This window comes from Mycobacterium sp., assembly GCF_049673265.1.
Taxonomy (GTDB): Bacteria; Actinomycetota; Actinomycetes; order Mycobacteriales; family Mycobacteriaceae; genus Mycobacterium.
Map to the genome: position 1 here is coordinate 1 of NZ_JBATXN010000356.1, position 2,129 is coordinate 2,129.

Below are 2,129 nucleotides of genomic sequence, written 5' to 3' on the forward strand. Positions count from 1 at the left end.
ACGCCCGGGAAGCCGCCGACGCCGCCCATCGATGCGATGTTGATGATGGTTCCGCCGCCGTGCCGAATGAAGCGTTCCGCCGACAATTTGCAACCCGCGATGACGCCATGCAGGTTGATGTCGACCATCCGGTCTTGGGCAGCCCGTGATTCGGCGAGGAACTCCCCGGTGAACATCACCCCTGCGTTGTTCACCAACACGTCGAGCGGCCCGAGCACACGCTCCGCGTCATCGAGAAAGGCGGCGAAGGATTGCGACGAGGTGACATCGAGCGGCAATGCGACGACGTCACCGTCGAGCCCGGCCGCGACGTGCTTGGCCAGATCGGCGTCGAGATCGCCGATCGCAACCTTGGCTCCGGCGGCGGCAAATGCCTTCGCGGTGGCCAACCCGATGCCGCGCGCGCCGCCGGTGATGGCCACGACTTTTCCACTTACATTGCGACTCACGGCTACCCACTCCCTATCTGTTAGTCAGCTGGCTTCGCAGCACTTTCCCGGTTTCGTTGCGCGGCAACTGCTCGACAAACACCACATCTCGGGGCACCTTGTGCCGCGCCAGATGCATGCGGATGTAGCCCTTGACGTCCTCGTCGTCGACCTCGGATGGCGACCGCTTGACAATGTATGCGGCCAGCCGTTTTCCGAAGTCGGGATCGTCGACGCCCACCACCGCGGCCTCCACGATGTCGGGATGCTCGGCCAGCAGGTTCTCGACTTCCAGCGGAAAGACGTTCTCGCCACCGGAAACGATCATGTCGTCGTCACGACCATCGACGAACCACAGCCCGGCTTCGTCGAAATGCCCGGTGTCGCCGGTCGATAGCAACCCCTCGACGATTTCCTTGTTCTTGCCGTCGGTGTATCCGGAAAAACTCAGACCGCTCGACACGAAAAGGGTCCCGGTCCGCCCGGGTTCGGTGATTTTGCGGCGTTGCTCGTCATAGCACGCCAGCCGGCAACCGACCGGCGGGCGGCCGACAGTCCCGGGCGCTGAGCGTAGTTCTTCGGGCGTTGCGACGGCGGCAGCCGCCACTTCGGTGGACCCGTAGAGGTTGTACAGCACGTCGCCGAACGATTCGGCGGTGCGGCGGCACAGATCGGGCGACAGCGAAGAGCCTGCGGCGAAAACAACATTCAGCGATGAGGTGTCGTACTTTGCCAGCACGTCGGGACCCAGGTCGAGGATGCGTTGCAGCATCGTCGGAACCAGGACCAGGGCAGCGGCGCGATACGCAGCGATGGAGCGCAGCGTCGACTCCGGATCGAAACGCCGGGCCAGCACGATGCGGTTGCCCAACGCCAGACCTAAGGCACAGGTCGCCAGGCCGGTGGCATGGAACAGCGGGGCCGCGACGCAGTAGCTGCCCTCATGCGGCCAGGCGATCCGGTCCAGCAGCTGCGCCGACTGCAGCGGGTCGATCCGGTTACGCGGAGCGCCTTTTGGGGTTCCGGTGGTTCCGCTGGTCAACAACACCATGCCGCCCGGCCGCGACGGGGCGGACACCGCGGACCGCGACTGGCCATCGATCAACGCGGGCACCGTCCCGCTGGGGAGCGCGTGGAGCAGGCCAGCGAACTCGTCGTCGGCCAGCACGCGGCTGACCTGTTCCCTGGCACAGACATCGGCCAGTTGCGGCCCGGCGAACCCGGTGTTCATCAGCACCACCCGCACGCCGATCTTGTTGGCGGCACTCAGCGTGACAATGACCGAGCGGTGGTTGCGGTTCAGCAACCCGATTACCCCGCCGGCCCGAATCCCATTGGCCTGCAATCCGCGTGCCAATGCGTTGGAATTCTCGTCCAGCTCGCGGAAGGTGATCGTGCCGTCGTCGTCGGTGATGGCGGGCGCATCGCCGTAACGGGCCGCGGTGTAGCTGGTGAGCCCGCCGAACGCGCCGTAGCGGCGCATGGCCCGATACGCGCGCAGTGCCTGATCGGGGCGCGCCGGATCGACCATCCCGCGCCGGAACAACACTCCAGCGGCGACGAGCCGATCGTGCGCCTTGGCGAGCATGGGTAGTGAAGTGTTCACGACGCGGTGTCTGCTTCGGAAACCGCGTTGCGCAGGAATAATCCGGCCGTCTCAAGACTGGTCCATCCCTGGTCACGCGGCCAGAGCCAATACCC

2 protein-coding genes are annotated in these 2,129 nt (G+C 65.5%); both read right to left on the reverse strand.

Annotated elements, in window-relative coordinates; all coding sequences use genetic code 11:
- Positions 1-449: SDR family NAD(P)-dependent oxidoreductase (locus WBF82_RS12260; RefSeq protein ID WP_424383296.1), on the reverse strand; the 449-nt coding region annotated here is incomplete at its 3' end.
- Positions 450-462: 13 nt separating this feature from the next.
- Positions 463-2,016, reverse strand: coding sequence for an acyl-CoA synthetase (locus WBF82_RS12265; protein ID WP_424383297.1), 1,554 nt, complete (start codon positions 2,014-2,016; stop codon positions 463-465).
- Positions 2,017-2,129 lie beyond the last annotated feature (113 nt).

Excerpts from the sequence above, each read along its gene's own strand:
- WBF82_RS12265 (WP_424383297.1), bottom strand. The coding sequence starts at position 2,016 with ATGCTCGCCAAGGCGCACGATCGGCTCGTCGCCGCTGGAGTGTTGTTC.